Raw genomic sequence first — 2509 nt, 5'->3', positions numbered from 1 at the left:
CCTTCGCCCCCACCACCCGCGCCACATGAGCGGGTGTCATCGCATCGATGAGTTCCACGTCGAGGACTCCCGCCACGTGGGCGATCCCGTCGACCCGATGGGCTTCGAGCAGCGCGGCGACCTGAGCCCGTTCGGCGACGTCGCATGCGACGACATCCACGCGTTGCGCGCCGGCCGCCCGCAGCCGCTCGACCGTCTCGGCCAGCCCGGCGGTGTCCGGACCGCCCCTGCTCGCCAGGACGAGCTCCCGCGTCCCACGCGTGACGAACCACTCGGCGACGTGGACCCCGAGCGCACCGGTGCCTCCGGTGACGAGGAGCCGCCGCGGAGACGGACGGCCGTCGCCGAGCGACGCGACCGGTTCCGTGACGGACATCGGCGCCGGGCACAGCCGACGGCCATGGATCCGCCCGTCACGCACGGACACCTGGTCCTCGCCGCCATGGCCCAACACCGAAGCGACAGCGGCGAGTTCCTCGTCACTCGGCTCCGCCGTCACATCGATGAGCCCGCCCCAACGCTCCGGGTGTTCCAATGCGGCCACACGTCCCAGCCCCCAGACGGCCGCCTGCGCGGGATCGTCGGGGGCGCGATCCGGGCCGAACCCGGCTCGCGTGACGACCCAGAGCGGCGCGCGCACACCTGCGTCACCGAGTGCCTGAACCAGCGCCATCGTGTCGACCACACCGGCGTCCGGGGAGGGGGAGAATGAGAGGCAGGACAGCACACCGGCCGGCTCGGCCCCGTCGACCGCCGACTCCAGCAGCGCGGCGAGCCCCTCCCTGTCCCGCACGTCACAGGTGGTCCGCTCCAGACCGGGCACGAACCGATCGAGCCCGCCGAGAGGGGAGGCGTCGGGCTCCTGCAACAGCAGCCAGCGCCCGTTCGGAGAGGCTGTGGCCGGTATCTCCACCGGCGCCCACTGCACGCGGTATCGCCAGCCGTCGACCTCGGCGCGCTCCACCTGTTCGCGGCGCAGTTCCGTCAGCCGGGGGATAACAGCGTCCAGCGCGTCCTGAGGCACGCCGAGCGTGTCTGCCAGGTGCTGCGTCCCCTGTTCCATCATCGACCAGAAGGACGCGTCACCGTCCGAGACCGACGGCTTCCCCGACGCCACCGTGTGCGCGGTGACAGTGGGCCAGAACCGGGTGCGCTGGAAGGCATAGGTGGGCAGGTCGACCGCCACACCACCGTCGTGGTCACCGAAGACGGGGGTCCAGTCGACCTCCGCACCATCGACGTGCAGCTTCGCCATCCCCCGCAGCACCGCCACGTGTTCGGAGCCGTCCTTGCGCAGGATCGGTACGAACAGTGTGCCATCGGCGTCATCATGCGGAACACAGTTCTGGGCGAGGGCGGTGAGGGTGCCGTCAGGTCCGATCTCCAGGAAACGCGTCACACCCTCAGCCACGAGCGCAGCCACGCCATCGGCGAAGCGAACCGCCTCACGGACGTGCCGAACCCAGTACTCGGCCGACGCCAACTCCCCATCCGCAGCAAGCTGTCCCGTCACGTTCGAGACGACCGGGATCGACGGTGCACCGTAACTGATGCCCTCCGCGACCCGGCGGAACGCATCGAGCATCGGCTCCATCAGCGGGGAGTGGAAGGCGTGCGAGACCCGCAGCCGCGACGCGCGCCGACCCCGGGCCTTCAGCTCTCCGGCGACCTCGACGACGGCAGCCTCGGCACCGGCGATCACGATCGCGCGGGGGCCGTTGACCGCGGCGATCGACACCTCGTCCGCACGTGCCTCCAGCAGAGGCAGCACCTCGTCCTCGGCGGCCTCCACCGCGACCATCACACCACCGGCCGGCAGCTCCTGCATCAACCGGCCACGGGCCACGACCAGAGCACAGGCGTCCTCCAGCGACAACACACCCGCCACATACGCAGCAGCGACCTCACCGATCGAATGCCCGATCAAGACGTCAGGACGCACCCCGAACGACTCCACCAGACGGAACAACGCCACCTCGACCGCGAACAACGCGGGCTGCGTCCACTCCGTACGACCCAGCCGCTCCGCATCATCCCCAAAGACCACATCACGCAACTCGCCGCCCACGTACGCGCACACCGCGTCGAAGGCGTCCGCGAACACAGGGAAGCTGTCGTACAGTTCGCGACCCATCCCCAACCGCTGCGCACCCTGACCCGAGAACAGGAACGCCGTCCGACCACTTCGACGGCCTTCACCTACGACAGTGCGCAGTCCGGGCTCGCCCAGATGCAATGCCTTGAGTTCTTCGGCAAGTTCCTGACGGCTGGCAGCGAGTACGACGGCCCGGTGCTCGAAAGTGGACCGGGTCGTGGCCAGCGCGTGGGCCAGATGAACGGACGACGAGTCGTGCGGCTTCTCGACAGCCGCCAGCAGCCGCCCGGCCTGGGCGCTCAGGGCCGCTTCGCTGCGGCCGCTGACAAGCCAGGGCAGTACTGCCGCATCGTCCGTCGCAGAGCTTCCCGAGTTCGACGGCTCGGGCGCCTGCTCCAGGATGACGTGCGCGTT

General features: G+C 69.9%; 1 protein-coding gene and 1 pseudogene. Both read right to left on the bottom strand.

All coding sequences use genetic code 11. The features are described from left to right. A partial coding sequence (locus BIV25_RS40660; protein WP_218158518.1) for a type I polyketide synthase occupies nt 1-2134 on the bottom strand: 2134 nt, incomplete at its 3' end. Between the two features lie 156 nt (nt 2135-2290). Then, nucleotides 2291-2374 (bottom strand): annotated as a pseudogene (locus BIV25_RS54800) (hypothetical protein); the annotation flags it as partial. Nucleotides 2375-2509: the final 135 nt, after the last annotated feature.

Source organism: Streptomyces sp. MUSC 14 (assembly GCF_001866675.1).
Classification (GTDB): domain Bacteria; phylum Actinomycetota; class Actinomycetes; order Streptomycetales; family Streptomycetaceae; genus Streptomyces.
The sequence above is the reverse complement of the archived record's forward strand: the minus strand, read 5'-3'. Positions and strand labels throughout refer to the sequence as shown.